Here is a 20,645-nt window from a genome sequence, read left to right on the forward strand (position 1 = left end):
CCCGTGCGCCGGCCCCCCGGAGGGCGCCGGCGCACGGGCCGGCCGGGCTACAGGAACGAGTTGATCTGGATCGTCTCGGTGCGGCCCGGGCCCACGCCGATCGCGGAGATCGGGGCGCCGGACATCTCCTCCAGGGCCTTGACGTACGCCTGGGCGTTCTTCGGCAGGTCGGAGAAGGACGTGGCCTTGCTGATGTCCTCGCTCCAGCCGGGCAGCATCTCGTAGACCGGCTTCGCGTGGTGGAAGTCCGTCTGCGAGTACGGCAGCTCCTCGACGCGCTTGCCGTCGATCTCGTAGGCCACGCAGACCGGGATCTGCTCCCAGCCGGTGAGGACGTCGAGCTTGGTCAGGAAGAAGTCCGTCAGGCCGTTGACCCGGGTCGCGTACCGCGCGATCACCGCGTCGAACCAGCCGCAGCGGCGGTCGCGGCCGGTGGTGACGCCGCGCTCGCCGCCGATGCGGCGCAGGGCCTCGCCGTCCTCGTCGAAGAGCTCGGTCGGGAACGGGCCGGCGCCGACGCGGGTCGTGTACGCCTTGAGGATGCCGATGACCCGGCTGATCTTCGTCGGGCCCACGCCGGTGCCGGTGCAGGCGCCGCCCGCCGTCGGGTTGGACGAGGTGACGAAGGGGTACGTGCCGTGGTCGATGTCGAGCAGGGTGCCCTGGCCGCCCTCGAAGAGGACCACCTTGTCCTGTTCCAGCGCCTGGTTCAGCACCAGCACGGTGTCGGCGACGTACGGCGCGAGCCGCTCCGCGTAGCCCAGCAGCTCCTCGACCACCTGGCCGACGGCGATCGCGCGCCGGTTGTAGAGCTTGGTGAGCATCTGGTTCTTGACGTCGAGGGCCGCTTCGACCTTCTGGGTGAGGATCGACTCGTCGTACAGGTCCTGGACGCGGATGCCGACGCGGTTGATCTTGTCGGCGTAGGTGGGGCCGATGCCCCGGCCGGTGGTGCCGATCTTGCGCTTGCCGAGGAAGCGCTCGGTCACCTTGTCCACGGTCACGTTGTACGGGGTGATGATGTGAGCGTTTCCGCTGATCAGGAGCTTCGACGTGTCGACGCCGCGCTCGTTCAGACCGCTCAGCTCGGAGAGCAGGACCGACGGGTCCACGACGACGCCGTTACCGATGACCGGCGTGCAGCCGGGGGAGAGAATCCCGGAAGGGAGAAGGTGCAGGGCGTACTTCTGGTCGCCCACGACCACCGTGTGGCCGGCGTTGTTGCCGCCCTGGTAGCGCACCACATAGTCGACGGAACCACCGAGCAGGTCCGTCGCCTTTCCCTTGCCTTCGTCACCCCACTGAGCACCGAGCAGCACAAGTGCGGGCACGCGCGTACACCCCTTCCGGGCGGGGCATGTCCAAGGTCAGGGGCGCACACGGAGGATCACCGTCGCGTGCACCGCGACCACCGTTGGCCGCCAACCGTCGGACCGGATGCCCCGGAATAGACGAAGCCCCTGGCGCAATAGCGCAAGGGGCTCTTGCACAAAGATGCTACCCGAGGAAGCGAGGCATGGCCGAGGTGGCGACTTCCAGGACCTTCTCCGCGGCATCCGATCAGCTCCTGGTGGTCGTCGATCCGGTCGCCCGGCGGGCGGACGGCGAGTCCGTCCGGATCGCGAAGGACGTGATCGGCGCGGGTGCGGCGAGCGCGAAGGTGTGCCTGCCGGACGGTCCGGAGGAGTTCGCGCGGGCGCTGGCGCGGCGCGGGTCGCGCCGGCCGGTGGTGGTCGGCGACGACCGGGCCCTGGTGCGGGCGGTGACGCTGCTGCACCGGCGGCGGGAGCTGGCCGGATGTGCGCTGTCCCTGGTGCCGGTGGGCGGCGCGGTCTCCCTCGCCCGGTCGCTCGGGGTGCCCGCGGGCGCGGTCGCGGCGGCGCGGGCGGTGCTGGACGGGACGGAGCGCCGGATGGACCTGCTCGTGGACGACAGCGACGGGGTGGTGCTCGGCACGCTGCGGATCCCGCCGGTGGGAGGGGTGACACCGGTGCGGGAGGACGCTCCCGGCGGGGCGGGGCGCCCCTGGCTGCGGACGTACCGGACGCTGGTACGGACCCTGGTGCCGGCGCGGCCGTCCGGGACCGTGTCCGCGCCGGAAGGAGGACCGGCGCGGCTGCGGGTGGAGGTGGACGGGGAGACGCTGGTCGATCTGGGGCAGCCCGTGGAGGGCGTCTCGGTGATGCCGGGCGCTCCCGGCCGGGCGCAGGTGGAGGTGCGCCCGGCGTCGGTGGGCACGGAGGCGTCCGTCCTGTCGGCTGAGGGCCGCACGGTGACCGTGTCGGGCGCCCACTTCCGCTACCGGGCGGACGCGACGGTGTCGGGCCCGGTACGCACACGGACGTGGGAGGTGCTGGAGGGGGCGTGGGGGCTGGTGCTGCCTGCGCGGTAGCGGGGCGTCAGGGCTGGGGAGCCTTGAAGTCGGTCGTGTCCAGGACGCAGCCGAACGGGGCGGGGACGGCCAGTTTCTGGCCGAAGGGCTTGGTGTCGCGGGACTCGTAACCCTTGGCCGAGGGCATCGAGAAGACCGTGGCCCGCTCCTCCTGCATGTCGAGGAGGAGGTAGACGGGGACGCCCGCCTTTCCGTAGGTCTCGACCTTGTCCGTCATGTCGTCGTCGCGGGTGGACAGGGAGGTCAGTTCGGCGACGAAGGAGAGGGCTTCGCCGTCCAGGTGGCGGCTGGTCGTCTCGAAGGCGCTGTCGGGCGCGGCATGAACATCCGGTCCGTACGCGCGCTCGTCGCCGGGAAAGACGTAGAGGAACGGGCCGAAGCCGATGGCGTGCCCGGCGGGGAGGTGGGGTTCCAGCTGCCTGCACACCTGGCGCATGACTCGGTGGTAATACCCCTCGGACCACGGCGACACGACGATGTTCCCCCTGATGATCTCGGCCTTGTAGCCGTCGGGCACGTCCAGCTCGTCGAGGGTCCTCAGCAGGTTCTCGAAGCTGTCGGACTCGGTGCCGCTCGTCATCGGTCGCTCTGCCATGACTGTCATGATGCGCCCTCCCCGGTGATGCGAACCAGTCATGACTCAGAGTATCCGATCAGTCACTCAATCCGCGCCGTGGTGTCACCCCTCAGGCCCGCCCGAACCGCTCCTCCCGATGCGTCCGCCAGCGTTCCATCATCGCCTCGAGCTCCTTTTCCACGAACTCGAGGAAGGCGAGCGTCTCCGCCAGCCGGCGGCCTGCCGGAGTGGCCTCGCCCAGGCTGGTGACGCCCTCGCGCAGGGCGTCCTCCCAGCGCCTGATGACGGCGTCGCGGTTGGCGAGGGCCTCGTACCACTGGTCGCCGTGGACCCGGTACCGCTCCCGACGGGAGCCGGGTTCGCGCTCGCGGGAGACCATGTGCTGCTGGGCGAGGTAGCGCACCGCCCCGGACACCGCGGCCGGTGAGATCTTCAGCCGTTCGCCCAGTTCGGCGGAGGTCAGCACCCCGGTGTCCGAGGCCAGCAGCGCCACGAAGACACGGGCGGGCATGCGCGGCAGGCCGGCCTCGACCAGCTGCGCCGCGAAGTGCTCGACGAACCGCGAGACCGCCTCCGGGTCGCGTGCCGCCTCGCTCGGCTCGCCCATGTCCGCTCCTCTGCCGCTCCCGCTCCCGTGATCAAGTCTACCGGTTGATTTATATGCTTCCTTAACTTCACAAATTTCTGAAGGAAGCGTACGTTCCGAAGCATGACGAAGGCCATCACCGTGTCCGGGCTGCACAAGTCGTTCGGCCGGACCCACGCGCTGGACGGACTCGACCTGAGCGTCGGGTCCGGTGAGGTCCACGGGTTCCTCGGACCCAACGGCTCCGGCAAGTCCACCACCATCCGCGTCCTGCTCGGCCTGCTCCGCGCCGACGCCGGCGCCGCTCAGGTGCTCGGCCGGGACCCGTGGGCGGACGCCGTGGAGATCCACCGCCGCATCGCCTATGTCCCCGGCGACGTGACGCTGTGGCGCAACCTCTCCGGCGGCGAGGTCATCGACCTGTACGGCAGGCTGCGCGGCGGCCTGGACACGCGGCGCCGCGCCGAGCTGACCGAGCGCTTCGAGCTGGACCCGACGAAGAAGGGCCGCACCTACTCCAAGGGCAACCGGCAGAAGGTCGCCCTGGTCGCCGCGTTCGCCTCCGACGTCGACCTGCTGATCCTCGACGAGCCGACCTCCGGCCTCGACCCGCTGATGGAGGAGGTCTTCCAGCGCTGTGTCGCCGAAGAGCGCGACCGCGGGCGGACCGTGCTGCTGTCGTCGCACATCCTCAGCGAGGTGGAGGAGCTGTGCGACCGGGTCAGCATCATCCGCAGGGGGCGGACCGTGGAAAGCGGCTCGCTGGCCGAGCTGCGCCATCTGACCCGCACCAGCGTGAGCGCCGAGCTCGCCGGTCCGCCGAACGGCCTCGCCGGACTGCCGGGCGTGCACGACCTCGACATACAGGGCCACCGGGTGCGGCTCCAGGTCGACACCGACCGGCTCGACGCGGTGCTGCGCTCCCTGAGCGAGACGGGCGTGCGATCGCTGACGTCCACCCCGCCGACCCTGGAGGAGCTGTTCCTGCGCCACTACCAGGACGCGCAGGACGAGGTGACGGTCCGATGAGCACCGCCGCCTTCGCCGTACGGCCCGCGAGCGCACGCCAGTTCGCCGGCACCGGCATCCTGCTGCGGTTCGCGCTGCGCCGGGACCGGGTGATGATCCCGGTCTGGGTCGCGGTGAACGCCCTGCTGGTGCTGTCCATGCCGAGCACGCTCGAGGGGCTGTACGGCACCCCCGCCGAACGCGCCGACCTGGTCGCGCAGATGGGCGCCAACTCCTCCCTGCGGGCCATGGTCGGCCCCGTCTTCGGCGACTCCCTCGGCGCGCTGACCGCCTGGCGGGTCGGGATCACCGCGGGCGTGCTGGCCGCCGTCACCGGCCTGCTGGTGGTCGTACGGCACACCCGGGACGAGGAGGAGAGCGGGCGTCAGGAGCTGGTGATGTCCGGGACGGTCGGGCGGCGGGCCGCGCTGACGGCGGCGCTGCTCGCGGCGGCCGTCGCGAACGGGGCGCTGGCGCTGCTGGTGACGGCCGGCCTGGCCGGGCAGGGCGCGGCGGGCGCGCTCGCGTTCGGGCTGGGGGTCGCGGGGGTGGGGATGCTCTTCGCGACCATGGCGGCGATCGTGGCGCAGCTGACGGAGAGCGCGCGGCTCGCGCGGGGGCTGACGGCGGCCGTGCTGGGGGCCGCGTTCGTGCTGCGGGCGGCGGGCGATTCCGCGAAGGACGACGGGTCCTCCCCGCTGACCTGGGCCTCGCCGCTCGGCTGGCTGTCGAATGCGCGGGCCTTCGCCGGCGAACGGTGGTGGGTGCTCGGCCTGTTCGCCGGCGCGGTGCTGCTCCAGGCGGCGGTGGCGTACGCGCTCGCCGGGCGCCGGGACGTCGGCATGAGCTTCCTGCCGAGCCGCCCGGGTCCGGCCGCCGGACGGCTGGGCAGCGCGGGCGCGCTGGCCTGGCGGTTGCAGCGGGGCGGTGTGCTCGGGTGGAGCATCGGCTTCCTGCTGGCGGGGCTGGTGTACGGCGGGATGGCGAAGGGGGCGGCCGATCTCGTCGGGGACAACGACAACGCGCGGGAGATCTTCCAGCGGATGGGCGGGCAGTCCGGGCTGACCGACGCGTTCCTCGCCGCGATGGCCGGCATGTTCGGGCTGGTGGCCGCCCTGTACATCGTGGCGTCGGTGCTGCGGCTGCACGCCGAGGAGACCTCGGGCCGCGCCGAACCGGTCCTCGCCGGGGCGGTCGGGCGGCTGCGCTGGGCCGCCGGGCACCTGGCGCCCGCGTTCGGCGGGTCGGTGCTGCTGATGCTGCTCGCGGGTCTGGGACTGGCCGTGGGCCACGGTGAGCAGGCGGGCCCGATCCTGGGGGCGTGCCTGGTGCAGGTCCCGGCGGTCTGGGCGGTCGGCGGGATCGCGGTGCTGGTGTACGGACTGGTGCCCGGGGCGGCGACGGGCGCGTGGGGCGTGGCCGGTGCGGTGCTGCTGATCGGCTGGGTCGGCCCGGTCCTGGATGCCCCGAGGGCGGTGCTGGACCTGTCGCCGTTCGGTCATCTGCCGAAGCTGCCGGGCGGATCCATGGAGTGGCCCCCGCTCCTCGTCCTCACGGCGCTCGCGGCGGCCCTGGTGGCGGCGGGGCTGGCCGGGCTGCGGCGCAGGGACATGACGACGTGACAGGGAGCGGCCGGGCGGTCAGTCCATGTACGGCTTGAGCTCGTCGGTGTCGAAGGCGATGCCGACGGGGGGCGGAAGCACGACCTTCTGGCCCAGCCGGCGCTTCTGGACATTCCGGTAGCCGACCACCGGGTCCGGGTCGCTGTGCACGAGGACGGAGCGACGGTCGCGGTCGATCAGCAGGTAGACGGGGATCCCGGATTCGGCGTAGGCCTGGGGCTTCTCCACACGGTCGCGATCGTGCGTGTCCGAGTCGAAGGAGGTGACCTCCACCGTCATCAGCACGCCTTCGGGCTCCGCCCAGTCCCCCTGCCCTGCGAAGTGGGCGACGGGCGCGAGCACCGCGTCCGGCCGGGCCCGGCCCTTTCGGTAGGACTCCACCTTCAGCCCCTGTACCGGGCTGAGATCGAGTTCTGGCCTGGCCTGCATGCACTGACGGACCAGCCACATGATGATCGCGCCGTGGTTGCCGTTGGTCACTTTCCTGAGCCCGATCCGTCCGTTGATGAACTCGAACCTGACGGTCTCGTCCTCACGTTCGGCGAACTCGGCGATCCGCTCGAACATGTCCACCGACAACCGGGACGACCCACGTTCTGCCATAACGGTCATGGTGCCTCCCTCCGCAGGCGGACACCAGCTTGGCGAGCCACGCACGTCCCGCACCCGGAATCGACCAGTGATCAGCCGAACGGGTGATCAGCCCACTTCCACGGCCAGCCCCTCCAGGCCCCTGATCACGAAGTTCGGCTTGCGGCGGGGTTCTGCCGCGAGGCGCAGGGTCGGGGCCTTCCTCAGGAGGGCCGTCATCGACGCCGCCAGCTCGATGCGGGCCAGTGGCGCGCCGATGCAGTAGTGGATGCCGGCGCTGAAGGAGATGTGCGGGTTGTCGCGGCGGGTGAGGTCCAGGCGCTCCGGATCGGTGAAGACGGCCGGGTCGTGGTTGGCGGAGCCGAAGAGCATCGCGATCTCCGCGCCCCGCGGGATCACCTGCCCGTCGATCTCGATCTCGTCGAGCACCCAGCGCTCGAAGAGCTGGAGCGGGGTGTCGTAGCGCATCAGCTCCTCCACGGCGGAGGGGACCAGGGAGTGGTCCGCGCGCAGGGCGGCGAGCTGACCGGGGTGGCGGAACAGCGCCCACCAGCCGTTCACCGTGGAGTTCACGGTGGCCTCGTGGCCCGCGTTCAGCAGCAGCACGCAGGTGGAGATCATCTCCTGCTCGGTGAGCCGGTCGTCGTCCTCGTCGTGGGCGGCGATCAGGCCCGAGATGAGGTCCTCGCCCGGGTGCTTGCGGCGCTCGGCGATCAGCTCCCGCAGGTACTCCGAGAATTCCAGCGACGCCCGGACGGCCTTCTGCGCCGTCTCCTCGGACGGGTTCAGCTCGTACATCCCGCAGATGTCCGCCGACCACGGGCGCAGCGGGGCCCGGTCCGCCTCCGGGATGCCCAGCATCTCGGCGATCACCGCGACCGGCAGCGGCTCGGCCACGTCCGTGAGCAGGTCACCGCCGCCCGCCGCGACCAGGGCGTCGACCAGCTCACCGGCCAGCCGCTCGACGTACGGCCGCAGGCGCTCCACCGTGCGCGGGGTGAAGGCCTTCGACACCAGGCGGCGGATGCGGGTGTGGTCCGGCGGTTCGAGGTCGAGCATCCCGTGGTCGTTGAGGGTGTGGAACGGCTCGTGCTCCGGCGGCGGGGCGGTGCGGCCGAACTCCTCGTGGGTGAAGCGGTGCTGGTAGGTCCGGCCCAGGCGCCGGTCGCGCAGCAGGGCCGAGACGTCCGCGTGGTGGCCGACGAGCCACTGGTTCGTCGGCTCGAAATAGCGCACCCGGCCCGCTTCCCGCAGCTCGGCGTAGGCGGGGTACGGGTCGGCGACGAACGCGGGGTTCCACGGGTCGAACGCGAGGTCGTCAAGGGCAGCCATACGCACGGACGGTAGCCGCGCACCCCGCCCCCTGGCCAGGGTCAGCCCGGGGTGACCAGCCGGGCCTCGTAGGCGAACACCGCCGCCTGGGTGCGGTCCCGCAGGCCCAGTTTCACCAGGATGCGGCTGACGTGCGTCTTGATCGTCGACTCGGCGACCACCAGCCGCTCGGCGATCTCCGCGTTCGACAGGCCCTGCGCGATCAGCACCAGCACCTCCGTCTCCCGCTCGGTCAGATCGCCGTACGCCGCCTGCGCGGACGGCATCAGCCGGGGCGCCGCGGACAGCTTCGAGAACTCGGTGATCAGCCGCCGGGTGACCGTCGGCGCGAGCAGCGCCTCACCGGACGCGACGACCCGCACCCCGTCGGCGAGCTGGCGGGCGGAGGCGTCCTTGAGCAGGAAGCCGGAGGCGCCCGCGCGCAGCGCCTGGTAGACGTACTCGTCGAGGTCGAAGGTGGTCAGCACGAGGACCTTGGCGTCGCCGCCGGCGGCGACGATCTCCCGGGTTGCCTCGATGCCGTTCAGCTCGGGCATGCGGATGTCCATGAGCACCACGTCGGGGGCGAGCTCGCGGACCCGCTGGACCGCCTCCCGGCCGTTGACGGCCTCGCCGACGACCTCGATGTCGGGCATCGCGCCGAGCAGGACCGAGAACCCCTCGCGCACCATCATCTGGTCGTCCGCGATCAGCACACGGATGGTCATGCCTCACCCTCGTTCGCCGTGGTGACCGGCAGGAACACCGTGACCTCGTAGCCGCCGTCGTCGGTGGACCCGGCCGTCATCTCCCCGTTCAGCATGGTGACCCGCTCGCGCATGCCGGTGATGCCGTGACCGGCGCCCATCGAAGAGGGCGGGCGAAGCCCTCCTTCAGGGGTGGTGGCCGGGTGACGGGCGGGCTTCACCAGGCTGGGCTCGGGAGCCGGGCCGTTGACGACGCGCACGCCGAGTCCGCCGAGGACGTACGCGATCTCGACGCGTGCGCTCGCGCCGGGCGCGTGCCGCAGGCTGTTGCTCAGCGCCTCCTGCACGATCCGGTACGCCGACAGCTCGACGCCCTGCGGCAGCTCCCGCACCGCGCCGGTCACCGTCTTGTCCACGGTCAGGCCGGCGTCGCGCACGTTGACGAGCAGGTCGTCCAGGTCGGCCAGGGTGGGCTGCGGGGCGTCCGGGGCCTCGTAGTCCTCGGCGCGGACCACGCCGAGGATGCGGCGCAGCTCGGTGAGCGCGGCCACCGCGTTCTCCCGGATGGTGGCGAAGGCGCGCTCCAGCTCGGGCGGCGGGTTCTCCACCCGGTACGGCGCGGCCTCGGCCTGAATGGCGACGACCGACATGTGGTGGGCCACCACGTCGTGCAGTTCGCGGGCGATGGTGGTGCGCTCCTCCAGCGCCGTGCGCCGGGACCGCTCGTGCGCGGTCACCGTCTGCTGGGCGGTCACCTCCTGCTGGGCGGCGTGCCGGACGTGCCACAGGGAGACCAGGAGCAGGGCGAAGGCGGACACCACCAGCATGGGAGCGCTGTTGGAGTAGTAGTACGAGCCGGTGAAGGCGAGGTCCGAGAGGAGGGCGTACGCGAACGTCATCCCCCACATCCACACGGCGGTGCGCGGCCGGGTGCGCAGGGCGACGACGACCAGCACCGTCAGGTGGGAGACGAACGCGCCGGGCATCCACGGCCATTCCAGACCGTTGCCGTAGAGGACCGCCACCACCGGGGTGACGGCGAGCGACAGCCAGAAGGCGCCGACCGGCCGGACGAGTGTGGCGAGCACCGGCAGCGCGCACAGCACGCCGCTCAGCAGGGACGGCAGGTCGCCTCCGGGCAGACCGCTCGACAGCGAGCCGACGGCCAGGGTGAGCAGCGCGACCGCCGCCACCGCAGCGTGCGGCAGGTGCCGCGCGGACTGCCGCAGCCTGCCGGGCAGCCGCCGGACGAAGGGACCGTCGGTGTGCCGGGGCGGCAGCGGGCGGTAGGCGAAGGGGTCGTGGAACAGGTCCTCGCGCAGTCCCCGCAGGGCACTCTGGGCCAGCCGGTACTCCGGGCTGCGCGTCCCGGCCCCGTCGCCGCCCCGCGGGGCGCCCGGGTTCTGCTGGTGCGTCGTCTCGGTCACGCTCACACGGTAGGCCGACCGGGTGGTCGCGGTCGTCCCCGCTGAGACGGGTTCCGGGGCGTCCGTCTCAGGTACTACGCAGGCCGCACGCGGGTTACCTGCCGGTACAGAGGGTGTGCCGACAGGTCAGTACCCGGAGGGCCGTACCAGCCCCGACTCGTAGGCGAACACCGCGGCCTGGGTGCGGTCCCGCAGGCCCAGTTTGACCAGGATCCTGCCGACATGCGTCTTCACGGTCTGCTCGGCCACCACCAGACGCAGCGCTATCTCGGCGTTCGACAAGCCCTGGGCGATCAGCGTGAGCACCTCCGTCTCGCGTTCGGTCAGCTCGCCGACGCGCTGTCTCAGCGGGGTGCGGGGCCGGGGGTCGAGCCGGGAGAACTCGGCGATCAGCCGCCGGGTGACACCCGGTGCGAGCAGCGCGTCCCCGGCCGCCACCACCCGCACCGCCTCGGCGAGCTGGTCGGCGGAGGCGTCCTTGAGCAGGAAGCCGGACGCCCCGGCGCGCAGCGCCTCGTACACGTACTCGTCGAGGTCGAACGTGGTCAGCACCAGCACCCTGACGTCCGGGGTGGCGGAGGTGATCCGGGCGGTGGCCTCGATACCGCCGAGTTCGGGCATCCGGATGTCCATCAGCACCACGTCCGGTGCCAGCTCACCGACCTGCGCGACCGCGTCGAGTCCGTCCACCGCCTGGCCGACCACCTCGATGTCGGGCTGCGTGTTGAGCAGCACGGTGAAGCCCTGGCGGACCATCTGCTGGTCGTCGGCGATGAGTACACGGATCATGCGGTGCCGTCCTGGGAGGGGGGTTCGGTGGCGGGCGGTGCGGAAGCCGGGAGGTAGGCGTCGACCCTGTAGCCGCGTCCCGCCCAGGGGCCGGCCGTCAGCGTCCCGCCCAGCATCACGGCCCGCTCCCGCATGCCGAGCAGCCCGTGCCCGGCGCCGGCGGACGGCGGTGCCTCGCGGGCGGGGCCGGTGTTGACGACCTGCACCCGCAGCCCGTGCGGATCGTAGGCCAGGGTGACGTGGGCGGTCGCGCCGGGGGCGTGCCGCAGCACGTTGCTCAGCGCCTCCTGCACGATCCGGTACGCCGACAGTTCCACGCCGGGCGGCAGCGGGCGCCGCTCGCCGCTGATCTCGGTGGTGACGGTGAGTCCGGCGGCGCGGGTGTTCTCCACCAGCGTGCCGAGCCGGCCGAGGGTGGGCTGCGGCGCGTGCCGGGTGGTGTCCGGGGCGTCCGCGCGCTCGCCGGGGGCCGGGTGCTCGGCGCGCAGGACGTCCAGGACGCGGCGCAGTTCGGTGAGCGCCTCCACCGCGTTCTGCCGGATGCCGGCGAGGTTCTCCTTCAGCTCGTCGGACGGGTCCGTCACCAGGTGCGGGGCGACCTGGGCCTGGATGGAGATCACCGACATGTGGTGCGCCACCACATCGTGCAGTTCCCGCGCGATCCGGCCGCGTTCCTCCAGCAGGGTGCGCCGGGCGCGTTCCTCGGCGGTGAGCGTGGTCTGCTGGAGGAGTTCGGCGCGGGCCTCGCGGCGGCCGCGCAGGGCGCTGCCGAGGACGACGGCGAGGGCGAACAGGATGACGGCGACCTGGCCGTTGCTGACGTGGTTCCACGCGCCCCACAGGCCCTGGAGGACATACGTCTGCAGGGCCGTCGCGGCCAGCGCCACGACGGCGGCGCGGGTGGGCACCCGCAGGGTGAGGAGCAGCAGCACCAGTGTGTGGGTCACGATCCCCCACTGGGTCCAGGGCCACGGGAACCCGTCGATCTCGCCGGCCATCAGCATGCGGCGCTCCAGGACCGCTCCCGCCAGCGAGGCGGTGAGCGACAGCCACAGCGCCGGCACCGGGCGCCGCAGCGCGAGGACGGCCGCCCCGCACTGTCCGAGCGCGACCAGCAGGGCGTTGCCCTGGCCGATCCTTCCGTGCCCCATGAGCTGGTCCAGGTCACCGAAGAAGATGCCGAACGCGGCCAGGCACACGACGCCGTGCGGCACCCAGCGCAGCCACTCCGACGGCGGCAGCGGGTCGGCACGCACCGTCAGCAGATCGCCCCGCAGCGCCCGAAGCCACCGCAGGACGGTCCTCGCCCCCTTGTCCGCCACGCGCTTCAGCCTAGACATGACGTACGTCCTCCGTCGCGGGCCGGTGCGTACGGACCACCCGGGACCGCCCGCCGCCGCCCCGCTCCCCGTGCCGGAACGCCGCCCAGCAGAGCAGGAGGGCGAGGGCGAACACGGGCAGCCAGAGCAGCCGGGCGGCGACCCAGCCGAGGCCGTCGGGCACGGTGTGCAGTCCGGGCAGCGGGCCGGCCAGGAGGCCGGTGGCGGTGGTCGCCATCAGGGCGGTCTGGTGCCACAGGAAGACCGTCATCGCCCAGAGGTTGACCAGCGCCACCGCCGCCCAGGCGACGGGCCGCCGCATCGCGCGGCGCAGCCGGTCGCGCAGCAGCAGCGCGAGCCCGCACTGGGCGAGGCCGAAGGTGACGACGGCCAGCGTCGGCGGGTCGAGGTTGGACACCCCGGCGCCCGGGACGCCCACCATCGACGCCGGATACCCGGCCCGGGAGACGAGCGCGGCCGTGGCCGCCGACCCGGCGAGCAGGAGCAGCCAGCCGGACCGGCGGCGCTCCAGCTCGCCCCGTGTCCACGCGGCGCCCAGGGTGTACGGCACCAGCCAGCCGGCCACCACGTTCAGCAGGCCGATGCCCTCGGGGGCGCCGAGCCCGAACCGGAGCAGGTCGACGTGGAGGACCACGGCGAGCGGCCACAGCGGGTGGAGCCGGGTGAGGAACGGCGTCGCGGCGGTGAGCACGGCGAAGACCAGCAGGAACCACATCGGCGACAGGGCGAGCTTCACCAGCGTGCGGAGGGTGGCGTACTCGGTCCCGGAGAGCGCCAGGGCGACGGCGACGACCGTCCACAGGGTGAGGACGGCGGCGACCGGTGCGAACAGCCGGGCCATCCGGGTCCGCAGCCACCGGTGGTACGGGATGCCGCGGGCGCGGGCCGATCCGTACGAGAGGGTCGCGACATGGCCGCCGACCAGGAAGAAGACGGCGAGCGTCTGGAACGCCCAGGAGACCGGGGCCAGCCACGGCATGTGCTGGAGCGGGCTGGCCGTGCGCAGCGTACGGCCGTCGGCGACGAGGGCGGTGACCAGCCAGTGGCCCAGGACGACCCCGAGGATGGCGGCGGCGCGCAGGGCGTCCACGGCCCGGTCGCGGTGGACGGGGGTGGCCGCGTCGACGCGCCGGGCGGCGTCGCGTATCGCGGCTGCGGGAGAAGTCATGGGGTCACCGCCTGGGTCTCGCCGAGGACGATCCGGGTCAGGTTGGTCAGGGAGAGGGAGCCGGGCGCGAAGTAGTCGCTGTGGCCGCCGCCGCCGGCCGCGAAGACCCGGGCGCCGAAGGCCGGGGACACCGGGTCGGTACCGAAGCCGACGGTGGTGCCGAAGAGGCCGAAGCTGACATGCGGGACGTGCTCCACCCAGTCGCCGGCGGCGCGGGCGGCCCAGATCCGGGCCCGGGTGCGCAGACCGGCGGCGGTGTCGGCGCCGGTGCCGGGGCTGCCGAGGAGGGCGATGTCGTCGACGTCGAGACCGGCGGCGGCGCGGGCGCAGACGACGGAGCCGTAGGAGTGGCACAGCAGGGAGACCCGGGTGCGCGGTCCGGCGACGGCCCGCACGTCGTGCACCAGCGTCCGGAGCGCGGGGGCGGCCTCCTCGGCGCGGTCGGTGGTGGCGACGGCGGCGCTGAGGGTGCCGGGCGTCTCGTAGCCCAGCCAGGCCACGACCGCGGCGCGCCCGCCGAGCCGCCGGTGCAGGGCCTGGGCGGCGGCGCGGAACCGGCCGTAGGTGTCGATCGAGGTGTCGGAGCCGGGCACGAGGACGGCGACCCGGTCGGCGCGGGCGAGATCACCGAGCACCTCGGTGACCCGACCGGGCCCGCGCCCGTCGAAGTACAGCAACTGCCGCCGGGCCAGCGCGCGGTCGGCGACGGCCCGCCGCCGGTCCCCGTACGCGTCGGCCATCCGCGCGGCCTCGGCTGCACCGGCCCGGTGGGCGTCGTACACCGCGTCGAGCGTCCCTGCGGACGGCGCGGCCGCCACCACGGGCACCGGCGCAGGCACCCGAGCCCCCACCGCCCCACCCAACGGCACAGCAACAGCGCCCGCAACGATCAGGGCCAGCCCCCCACGCCCCCACCGCCGAAGCCACCCCACCCGGCCGTTCCCGCGGGCAGTCGTGCCGCTGGGGCGATGGGGGTACCTCCCGCTCGAGCGGAGCCGAGAGTGGGGGAGGCACCCCGCCGGCGCCGGGCCGCACGAACACCCCCCGGCCGACACCAACACCGGTACACCCGCCACGCCGCCCCCGCAGGCACCGTGGGCGCGACGGCACCCCGCTGGCGCCGGGCCGCACGAACACCCCCCGGCCGACACCAACGCCGGTACACCCCCCACGCCGCCCCCGCAGGCACCGTGGGCGCGACGGCACCCCGCAAGCGCCGGGCCGCACAAACACCCCCCGGCCCGCACCAACACCGGTGCACCCGCCACGCCGGCCCGCACCCACGTCAGTACACCCGTCCCGCCCCGGCCCACCGTCCCCGCCCTCCCCGCACCGGCCCGCCCATCGGGCCTGTCAGGAAGGGAAGTTACGGATCACCGCAGGTAACCCGCGTCCCGCCGGGGGACTCACTCCGGGGGTAGCTCTCAAGTACTAGGGGTATGACATACCCCCACCGCACCCCAACAGCCCCACGCTCACCACGCCAGCTGCGCGATCTCCTCCGCCACCACCGCACACGCATCCGCCCCCGGATCGATCAGCGGAAAGTGCCCGACGTCCTCCAGCAACGTCACCCCCACCACCTCCCCCGCCTTCGCCGCCGCCTCCGCATACGCCTCGGCCACCGCCTGCGGAACGTCGATGTCGGTGCGCCCCTGCACCAGCGTCGTCGCGATCCCCGTCGGCACCAGCAGCGCGGGATCCGCGTACGCCCGCCGCTCGGCGAAGTGATCGTCCCCGCCGAGAAACTCCCGCACCGCCCCCTCGCACGAACCGAGCTTGTCGGCGACCGCGAAGTCGGCGAGCGGGGCAAGCGCGACGACCCCGCGCAACGGCGGAGGCCCCTCCGTGCGCCACGCCGCGCCCTCGGGCAGCAGATGCCGCGCCGACGCCCACAGCGCCAGCTGCCCCCCGGCCGAGTGCCCGGTGAGCACGACCCGCCGAGGATCGGCCTGCGGCAGGTGCTCCCGGATCAGCGCGGGCAGCGCGTCCATCGCGGCGGCGACGTCGTCGAACGTCTCGGGCCACCGCCCGGCGACCGGCGCACCACCACCCGTCTCCCCCGCCCCGCGCCGGTACTCGACGCTCGCCACGGCGAACCCCCGCCCCGCCAGGAACGCGGCGAACGGGCTGATGTGCCCCCGGTCGTACGGCGCGCGCCAGGCACCGCCGTGCAGCACCACGACGACGGGCACGGGCCCCTCCGCCCCACCGCGCGGCGCGTAGAAGTCGATCAGCTGGTCCGGGTCGTCGCCGTACGTCGCCGTGGCGTCGGGGGGAACGGGCGGGTGGGAGAGCGCCGACTTCTCCTCGGCGGCGGCCCGGGCGGCTGCGACGTCGTCCGTCATGCTCCAACCTCTCAGCGATAGAACGCGGGTGACGGACCGGCGGACACACGGCCGTTCGGCCGGGACGGTACCAGGACGGCCACGTCCCCCGACATGGGGATGTCACGCTCGGTCAGCGGGCCGGGGGCGGCGGCCCGGGCGACCCCGTACGCCGTCACCCCCGGCCCCCGGGTCACACCGGCACCTCCTCCAGCACCTCCGCCAGCACCCGCGCCGCCCGCTCCACGTCCGCGAAGCCGACGTACAGCGGGGTGAAGCCGAAGCGGAGCACGTCCGGGTGGCGGAAGTCGCCGACCACGCCCCGCCCGATCAGCCGCTCCATGACCTCACCGGCGTCCTCGCAGCGCAGCGCGACCTGGCTGCCCCGCTCCCCGTGCGGACGGGGCGTCAGACACGCGACCCGGCCCTCGGCGACGTACGCCTCGACGCACTCCAGGAAGAAGTCCGTGAGCGCGAGCGACTTGGCGCGCACCGCGTCGACCGGCACCCCGTCCCAGACGTCGAGGGCCGCCTCCAGGGCGAGCATCGAGAGGATGTCCGGGGTGCCGACCCGCCCGCGCGGCGCGCCCGTCGCCGGCCGGTACTCCGCGCACATCCCGAAGGGCTCCGCATGCGAGTTCCAGCCGGGCAGCGGGGAGTCGAACCGGTCCTGGAGATCCGCCCGCACGTACAGGAACGCCGGTGCGCCGGGCCCGCCGTTCAGATACTTGTAGGTGCAGCCGACCGCCAGGTCCACGCCGTGCTCGTCCAGCCCGACCGGCAGCGCGCCCGCGCTGTGGCACAGGTCCCAGACGACCGGCGCCCCCGCCGCGTGCACGGCGGCCGTCAGCGACGGCAGGTCGTGCAGCCGCCCGGTGCGGTAGTCGACGTGGTTGAGCAGCACGGCCGCCGTGCGCCCGCCCAGCGCGCCCGGCACCTCGGACGGCGCCACCGGGCGCAGTGTGCAGCCGGTCATCCGGGCCGCCGAGCCGGCGATGTAGCCGTCCGTGGGGAACGTGGTCGCGTCGACCACGATCTCGTCCCGCCCGGGGCCGGTCTCCCGCGCCAGCCGGACCGCGCCGACCAGCGCCTTGAACACGTTGACACTGGTCGAGTCGCCGACCACGATCTGCCCGGCCGCCGCGCCGACCAGCGGCGCGATCCGGTCGCCGATCCGCTCCGGCGCCGTCCACCAGCCGCTCTCCGTCCAGGACCGGATCCGCAGCTCGCCCCACTCGCGGCGCACCACGTCCCCGACCCGGCCGGGAACGGCCACGGGGAGCGCGCCCAGCGAGTTGCCGTCGAGGTAGACCACGTCGTCGAGGACGAACTGCTGCCGCTTGGCGGCGAGTTCGTCGGACCCGTCCAGCTTCTCCGCTCTCAGTGCGAGTTCAGACATGGGACCGCGCCGTCCACAGCTCGGGGAACACGCTCTTGCCCGCCCGCTTCTCCAGCCAGGCCACCCCGGCGGAGCCGCCCGTGCCCGTCTTGGCGCCCATCGCGCGCCGCGTGGCGGTCAGGTGGTCGTTGCGCCAGCGCCACACCAGCTCGGCGACATCGGTCAGGGCCTCGCCCAGACGGGCGACCTCGTCCCGCTCGTCGCCCGCGTAGACGGCCGTCCAGACCGCCTCCACCCCGGCCGACGGCTCGTACTTCAGCGACACGTCGCGCCCCAGCACCGCGTCCGGGACCGGGTGCCCGCGCCGCGCGAGGAACCGCAGCACCTCGTCGTAGAGGCTCGGCTCGTGCAGCGCCTTCTCCAGCTCCGCGTGGACGCGCGGCGCGCCCCGGTGCGGGACCAGCATGGACGCCGACTTGTCGCCGAGCAGGAACTCCATGCGCCGGTACATCGCCGACTGGAAGCCGGAGCCCTCGCCGAGCGCGCCGCGGTAGGAGTTGAACTGCGCCGGGGTGAGGCCGCTCAGCGGCCGCCAGGAGGCGTTCAGCGCCTCCAGCTCCCGCCGCGACCGCTTCAGCGCGTCGACCGCGGTGGGTACGTCGTCCTCGCGCAGCGCCTGCGCCGCGGTCTCCCACTCGTGGACGATGACGGTGAACCACAGCTCCATCACCTGGGTGGTGACCAGGAAGACCATCTCTCCGGGATCGTCGGAGAGGGTGTGCTGGAGGTGGGTGAGGACATCGGCCTTGACGTAGTCCTCGTACGGGGTGGTCCCCTCGAAGTCGAGATGCGGGGTCTCGGGCTCGTGAGCCTCGTGGGACATCGCTGTCTCCTGAAATGTACTCCGGGTAGCGGTCCGCCCCTGCCGTTACCGGCACGGGGGCCCCGGTCCCCACCCCGCATCCTGCGTAATCGTCGCAGGAAACCGCAAGGCCCGCCTGGTCACAGGCGGGCCCGGCGCGGGTCGTCGCGGCGGCGTCGTCCAGGGCCCGTTGGTCGGCCGCCTGCTGGAGGAGCTGCTCCGGGTCGTGGCCTGCGGCTTCGGCTTCGGCGAGGGCAGCGGTGAGAGCGTCGAAGGCGGGGTCTTCGATGACTTGCTCCACGTGATCGGGAACGGCCCGGCGTATCTCGCGGATGTGTCGGTCCACGGCCTGCTGGGGCGGCCGGTGCTGGGCGAGGGCGGCCAGGGGTGCGGCTGCGGCCTGTTCGTAGGCGGCCTGGAGGTGGAGCAGGGTCTGCTGGGCGGCGCCGACCTGCTGGTCGTGGTGGCGGAGCTGGTGCCAGCGGGCGGCGGCGATGACGACCAGAATCGCGGCGTCGAGGAACATTGCCAGGGCGGCGCCGTCCTTGGGAGCGGGCTCGCGGAGCATGGTGCGTACGGCGCCCCGCAGTGCTCGGGCGTGATGATGTTCGGCCCGGATGCGGGAGCGGGTGGCCCGCTCGAACGTGGACGCCGCCTCACGGAGCTGGGAGCGCAGGTGCTGGGGTGCAAGAAGGGGAAGGCCCCTCCCAAGCGATCTACCGGCGGGCCGGTGTTGCCGCACCCATGCCCGCCGGAAGAGGACTCACCCCTTGCGCCAACCCGCAATACCCCCTGCCTCCGCATCGACCCCGCGCCCGAACGCCGCCCTCCCTCCCCGTGTCCCACCGCTGTGTTCCCGCCCACCCGGCGGTCGCGGCGGTGCGGTGCGGGAGGTGCAGCTCTTTGACTGAGGACGAGTGGCTGCGCCGCGTAGAGGCGCAGCTCCCCGACCGCGACGAGGAGTGGGTTGACGATCTGCTCCGCATCTTCGGCATAGACCGGTCGTGAACTAACGAAGCCGGGTCCCCAACAGGCAAGGGGACCCGGCTTCCATCTGTCACCTGAGCACCGGCTCGATGTCCGCCGGATCGAAGATCGGCCCGTTGGACGCGGGCTTGATGATGACCGCGCGGAAGACCTTGAGGACCGCGGCGCGCTGCTGCTCGATCGCCAAATTCTCCCAGCGCCCCCGTATGTCGATGGGGCCCGCTGCGAAAGTCGCGGCCTCTGCCCGATGCAGGGCTCGCTCCCGATGCAGCTCCGCGATCTGCTTCTCCAGATCCTCGGTGAGCGCGATGTAACGGGCGGCCGACATGCGCTTCTCCTGCCACGCCTGCTTGAACTCGGCCATATCCCGTTCCAAGGAAGCCAGTTGCTCCTCCTTGGTCCACTCCGACACGCGCTCACGGACGTTCGCCAGCGCCTTGTCCGAGCTGAGGAACACGGCATTCCTGATGAGACGGTCGACCGGTTCGCCAGCCCGGGCCACTCCCCCGCAACCACCGTCGTTCTTGCCGGGGCACGCGTACTTGAACTGCGACGACGTCTTCGTCTTCCGGTACGACGGGAAGGCCCGCATCTTCGTACCGCACCGCCCGCACCGGGCGATGCCGGAGAGCAGGTACTTGGTGGCGTTGTCCCGTGGGACACGCCCCTCCGACTCCCGCTTGACCTTCTCCGTCAGCAGGTACCAGTCATCGGGGGTGATGATCGGCTCCCAATCGCCAACGACGGGAGCACCGCTCTCGTCCAGGAACAGCTCGCCCTGGTGCATCCGGTAGCCGCAGATCCGCGGGTTCATCAGCATCCGCTTGATCTTGGAGTCGTCGAAGACGCCGCCGCTGTGCGACCTGACCCCCTTGTCCCGCCAGTCACGCGCAATCGAGGCCCAGCGGACGCCACCGAGAAAATCCCATACCGCCTTGCGGAGGTTCTCGGCCTCTTCCGGCACCAGCGTCCGCCGGTCCTCACGGTTCCATCCGTACGGCGCCCGCCCGCCGGGGAGCTTGCCCTTCGCAGCCAGTTCCAGGTGCTTGCGCTTCGTCCGCTTCGACGTGTCCGCCGAGGACTTGTTGGCGATGGTGACCTTGATCCGGGCGATGAACCGGCCGTTCTCCGTGGACAGGTCGATGTCCGAGGCCGAGACGGAGTCGAAGACGAGATGACGCTTACGGCGCTCGCCATCCTCGTACTCGTCGATCCACGCCTCCAGTTCACGCGGCTGACGCGTGAAGCGGTCGATGTCCCAGGCGACGACCCCGTCGATCCGCCCCGCCTTGAGGTCCTCCAGCATCTGGCGGAACTCCGGGCGCACAGTCTTGCGCTTGTACGCCGAGAGGTCGTTGTCCTCATAGACCCTGGCCACCTCCCAACCCCTGGCGGCACAGTGCAGTCGGCAGTCCTCCTCCTGCCGCGCGACGCCCAGCCCCTCGGCCTCGTCGTCCTTGCTGATCCGGGTGTAGATGCCCACCTGTATGGCCCCGGAGGACCCCCGTCGTGCTGCCATGCGCCGGATCGTCGCATATCGCGATCAGGTACATCAACCGCCGTTCTCATTTATCCTCGGACCACGGCCGATTACTCTTGCGGACGTCCCGAA

At 72.6% G+C, this 20,645-nt stretch carries 19 protein-coding genes and 1 pseudogene; 3 read left to right on the forward strand and 17 right to left on the reverse strand.

Going from position 1 to position 20,645, the window contains the following annotated elements; all coding sequences use genetic code 11:
* Positions 1-47: 47 nt before the first annotated feature.
* The gene (locus tag AC5L3C_RS17385) at positions 48-1,331 is read right to left on the reverse strand and encodes an adenylosuccinate synthase (RefSeq protein WP_125505135.1); all 1,284 of its coding nucleotides are present in this window, start codon (positions 1,329-1,331) and stop codon (positions 48-50) included.
* A 185-nt stretch (positions 1,332-1,516) separates the two neighbouring features.
* Between AC5L3C_RS17385 and AC5L3C_RS17390 the strand changes: the two genes are divergently transcribed.
* On the forward strand, positions 1,517-2,392 hold the full coding sequence (locus tag AC5L3C_RS17390) for a diacylglycerol kinase family protein (protein WP_493649795.1): 876 nt from the start codon (positions 1,517-1,519) through the stop codon (positions 2,390-2,392).
* Between the two features lie 7 nt (positions 2,393-2,399).
* On the opposite strand, the gene AC5L3C_RS17395 is transcribed toward AC5L3C_RS17390, so the two are convergent.
* Both AC5L3C_RS17395 and AC5L3C_RS17400 read right to left on the reverse strand, forming a co-directional pair.
* Positions 2,400-2,996 carry a Uma2 family endonuclease gene (locus AC5L3C_RS17395; protein ID WP_493649796.1) on the reverse strand — a complete coding sequence of 199 codons (597 nt, stop codon included), beginning with the start codon at positions 2,994-2,996 and terminating at the stop codon, positions 2,400-2,402.
* An 82-nt stretch (positions 2,997-3,078) separates the two neighbouring features.
* The gene (locus tag AC5L3C_RS17400; RefSeq protein WP_493649797.1) at positions 3,079-3,576 is read right to left on the reverse strand and encodes a GbsR/MarR family transcriptional regulator; all 498 of its coding nucleotides are present in this window, start codon (positions 3,574-3,576) and stop codon (positions 3,079-3,081) included.
* Positions 3,577-3,678: 102 nt separating this feature from the next.
* On the opposite strand from AC5L3C_RS17400, the gene AC5L3C_RS17405 reads away from it, so the two are divergent.
* Complete coding sequence (locus tag AC5L3C_RS17405) at positions 3,679-4,584, forward strand: ABC transporter ATP-binding protein (RefSeq protein ID WP_493649798.1); 906 nt, start codon at positions 3,679-3,681, stop codon at positions 4,582-4,584.
* Complete coding sequence (locus AC5L3C_RS17410; protein ID WP_493649799.1) at positions 4,581-6,185, forward strand: ABC transporter permease; 1,605 nt, start codon at positions 4,581-4,583, stop codon at positions 6,183-6,185. The genes AC5L3C_RS17405 and AC5L3C_RS17410 overlap by 4 nt, the downstream gene beginning before the upstream one ends.
* A gap of 18 nt (positions 6,186-6,203) precedes the next feature.
* Here the strand turns inward: AC5L3C_RS17410 and AC5L3C_RS17415 are convergent, their stop codons facing one another.
* From AC5L3C_RS17415 to AC5L3C_RS17480, 14 genes and pseudogenes are all read right to left on the reverse strand, one after another.
* Positions 6,204-6,797: a Uma2 family endonuclease gene (locus tag AC5L3C_RS17415; protein WP_493649800.1), complete on the reverse strand. Its 594-nt coding sequence runs from the start codon at positions 6,795-6,797 to the stop codon at positions 6,204-6,206.
* An 87-nt stretch (positions 6,798-6,884) separates the two neighbouring features.
* A complete protein-coding gene (locus AC5L3C_RS17420) occupies positions 6,885-8,108 on the reverse strand; it encodes a cytochrome P450 (RefSeq protein ID WP_493649801.1) in 1,224 nt (407 codons plus the stop codon).
* A gap of 41 nt (positions 8,109-8,149) precedes the next feature.
* The gene (locus tag AC5L3C_RS17425) at positions 8,150-8,815 is read right to left on the reverse strand and encodes a response regulator (RefSeq protein ID WP_493649802.1); all 666 of its coding nucleotides are present in this window, start codon (positions 8,813-8,815) and stop codon (positions 8,150-8,152) included.
* Complete coding sequence (locus AC5L3C_RS17430) at positions 8,812-10,221, reverse strand: sensor histidine kinase (protein ID WP_493649803.1); 1,410 nt, start codon at positions 10,219-10,221, stop codon at positions 8,812-8,814. The genes AC5L3C_RS17425 and AC5L3C_RS17430 overlap by 4 nt, the downstream gene beginning before the upstream one ends.
* Before the next feature lie 126 nt (positions 10,222-10,347).
* Positions 10,348-11,010: a response regulator gene (locus tag AC5L3C_RS17435; RefSeq protein ID WP_493649804.1), complete on the reverse strand. Its 663-nt coding sequence runs from the start codon at positions 11,008-11,010 to the stop codon at positions 10,348-10,350.
* Positions 11,007-12,350 (reverse strand): sensor histidine kinase, encoded by a 1,344-nt coding sequence (locus tag AC5L3C_RS17440; RefSeq protein WP_493649805.1) that lies wholly within the window; start codon positions 12,348-12,350, stop codon positions 11,007-11,009. Before AC5L3C_RS17440 ends, AC5L3C_RS17435 begins: the two co-directional genes overlap by 4 nt.
* Positions 12,343-13,518 carry an acyltransferase family protein gene (locus AC5L3C_RS17445; RefSeq protein WP_493649806.1) on the reverse strand — a complete coding sequence of 392 codons (1,176 nt, stop codon included), beginning with the start codon at positions 13,516-13,518 and terminating at the stop codon, positions 12,343-12,345. The genes AC5L3C_RS17440 and AC5L3C_RS17445 overlap by 8 nt, the downstream gene beginning before the upstream one ends.
* On the reverse strand, positions 13,515-14,450 hold the full coding sequence (locus AC5L3C_RS17450) for an alpha/beta hydrolase (RefSeq protein ID WP_493649807.1): 936 nt from the start codon (positions 14,448-14,450) through the stop codon (positions 13,515-13,517). The genes AC5L3C_RS17445 and AC5L3C_RS17450 overlap by 4 nt, the downstream gene beginning before the upstream one ends.
* A 543-nt stretch (positions 14,451-14,993) precedes the next feature.
* Positions 14,994-15,866, reverse strand: coding sequence for an alpha/beta hydrolase (locus tag AC5L3C_RS17455; protein WP_493649808.1), 873 nt, complete (start codon positions 15,864-15,866; stop codon positions 14,994-14,996).
* 11 nt (positions 15,867-15,877) lie between these two features.
* Complete coding sequence (locus AC5L3C_RS17460; protein WP_493649809.1) at positions 15,878-16,042, reverse strand: hypothetical protein; 165 nt, start codon at positions 16,040-16,042, stop codon at positions 15,878-15,880.
* Positions 16,039-17,244 carry a kynureninase gene (kynU, locus tag AC5L3C_RS17465; protein WP_493649810.1) on the reverse strand — a complete coding sequence of 402 codons (1,206 nt, stop codon included), beginning with the start codon at positions 17,242-17,244 and terminating at the stop codon, positions 16,039-16,041. Before kynU ends, AC5L3C_RS17460 begins: the two co-directional genes overlap by 4 nt.
* The gene (locus AC5L3C_RS17470; RefSeq protein WP_493649811.1) at positions 17,237-18,067 is read right to left on the reverse strand and encodes a tryptophan 2,3-dioxygenase family protein; all 831 of its coding nucleotides are present in this window, start codon (positions 18,065-18,067) and stop codon (positions 17,237-17,239) included. The genes kynU and AC5L3C_RS17470 overlap by 8 nt, the downstream gene beginning before the upstream one ends.
* A 136-nt stretch (positions 18,068-18,203) precedes the next feature.
* A pseudogene (locus tag AC5L3C_RS17475) lies at positions 18,204-18,746 on the reverse strand (mobilization protein); the annotation flags it as partial.
* Positions 18,747-19,103: 357 nt separating this feature from the next.
* Complete coding sequence (locus tag AC5L3C_RS17480; protein ID WP_493649812.1) at positions 19,104-20,552, reverse strand: recombinase family protein; 1,449 nt, start codon at positions 20,550-20,552, stop codon at positions 19,104-19,106.
* Positions 20,553-20,645: the final 93 nt, after the last annotated feature.

The sequence above is a fragment of the Streptomyces speibonae genome, from assembly GCF_984686075.1.

Bases quoted from the DNA above. Each gene is read 5' to 3' on its own strand.
- AC5L3C_RS17470 (WP_493649811.1), bottom strand. From the start codon at position 18,067: ATGTCCCACGAGGCTCACGAGCCCGAGACCCCGCATCTCGACTTCGAG.
- AC5L3C_RS17390 (WP_493649795.1), top strand. From the start codon at position 1,517: ATGGCCGAGGTGGCGACTTCCAGGACCTTCTCCGCGGCATCCGATCAG.
- AC5L3C_RS17405 (WP_493649798.1), top strand. From the start codon at position 3,679: ATGACGAAGGCCATCACCGTGTCCGGGCTGCACAAGTCGTTCGGCCGG.
- AC5L3C_RS17480 (WP_493649812.1), bottom strand. From the start codon at position 20,552: ATGGCAGCACGACGGGGGTCCTCCGGGGCCATACAGGTGGGCATCTAC.
- AC5L3C_RS17395 (WP_493649796.1), bottom strand. From the start codon at position 2,996: ATGACAGTCATGGCAGAGCGACCGATGACGAGCGGCACCGAGTCCGAC.
- AC5L3C_RS17420 (WP_493649801.1), bottom strand. From the start codon at position 8,108: ATGGCTGCCCTTGACGACCTCGCGTTCGACCCGTGGAACCCCGCGTTC.
- AC5L3C_RS17410 (WP_493649799.1), top strand. From the start codon at position 4,581: ATGAGCACCGCCGCCTTCGCCGTACGGCCCGCGAGCGCACGCCAGTTC.
- AC5L3C_RS17400 (WP_493649797.1), bottom strand. From the start codon at position 3,576: ATGGGCGAGCCGAGCGAGGCGGCACGCGACCCGGAGGCGGTCTCGCGG.
- AC5L3C_RS17435 (WP_493649804.1), bottom strand. From the start codon at position 11,010: ATGATCCGTGTACTCATCGCCGACGACCAGCAGATGGTCCGCCAGGGC.
- AC5L3C_RS17445 (WP_493649806.1), bottom strand. From the start codon at position 13,518: ATGACTTCTCCCGCAGCCGCGATACGCGACGCCGCCCGGCGCGTCGAC.
- kynU (WP_493649810.1), bottom strand. From the start codon at position 17,244: ATGTCTGAACTCGCACTGAGAGCGGAGAAGCTGGACGGGTCCGACGAA.
- AC5L3C_RS17415 (WP_493649800.1), bottom strand. From the start codon at position 6,797: ATGACCGTTATGGCAGAACGTGGGTCGTCCCGGTTGTCGGTGGACATG.
- AC5L3C_RS17455 (WP_493649808.1), bottom strand. From the start codon at position 15,866: ATGACGGACGACGTCGCAGCCGCCCGGGCCGCCGCCGAGGAGAAGTCG.
- AC5L3C_RS17440 (WP_493649805.1), bottom strand. From the start codon at position 12,350: ATGTCTAGGCTGAAGCGCGTGGCGGACAAGGGGGCGAGGACCGTCCTG.
- AC5L3C_RS17425 (WP_493649802.1), bottom strand. From the start codon at position 8,815: ATGACCATCCGTGTGCTGATCGCGGACGACCAGATGATGGTGCGCGAG.